Genomic DNA, 613 nt, shown 5'->3' on the forward strand with positions numbered 1-613 from the left:
CAGCGTCACCTGGCGGTGGCGGTCAATGTGATTGGAAAGCGAAGTTGGTCTCCACCACCGCTCAGTGTGCACGCAATGGTTATCCGCTCGATCATTCGTATTCCAACAACGGTGGAGCAGTGTACCAGAACTGATCACCAGTTTCGTGGTGCATGCCAGTATACGCCCATAGCCTTGGGTGGAACGATAACGCGAGCGTCCATAATCTGTGCGTATCCAACACCAGATCGGCAAATGTCGGAGTCCATTCTCGCTCGCATGCGCATTGCCATTCGTCGCCATCCACGCGTTCGGACAAGGTCGTGGCCCACCCACACGGAATCGAGTCACGAAACGAAGAGGCAAGTTCACGATCCGGAAAGGTAAGAAGATGCCGCACAATCCGTGGGGAAGCCAGGGTGTCACCCTCTCTACGTGCAATTTCGAATAACACTCGGACGTGGTTCGTGAGATAAGGCTCGACCTCCCACTCAATTGTTTCCGATTTCTCGAGGGACGCGGTTTGGTGGCGAAGCCATCTCAGCATGGGAGCGTCTTCATTTCATTCGGATAACGCCGACCATCACGTGGCGGCGACTAGTGGTGTTTTTGGCCTGTTCGCCTGCCACGCCGC

The 613-nt window shown here is 55.5% G+C and carries 1 protein-coding gene; it reads right to left on the reverse strand.

Annotated elements, in window-relative coordinates:
• Positions 1 to 91: 91 nt before the first annotated feature.
• Positions 92 to 526 (reverse strand): ribonuclease E inhibitor RraB, encoded by a 435-nt coding sequence (locus tag CA13_RS04310; RefSeq protein WP_146394753.1) that lies wholly within the window; start codon positions 524 to 526, stop codon positions 92 to 94.
• Positions 527 to 613: the final 87 nt, after the last annotated feature.

Origin of the sequence: Novipirellula herctigrandis (genome assembly GCA_007859835.1) — a bacterium.
In the GTDB taxonomy this organism is placed as follows: Bacteria; Planctomycetota; Planctomycetia; order Pirellulales; family Pirellulaceae; genus Novipirellula_A; species Novipirellula_A herctigrandis.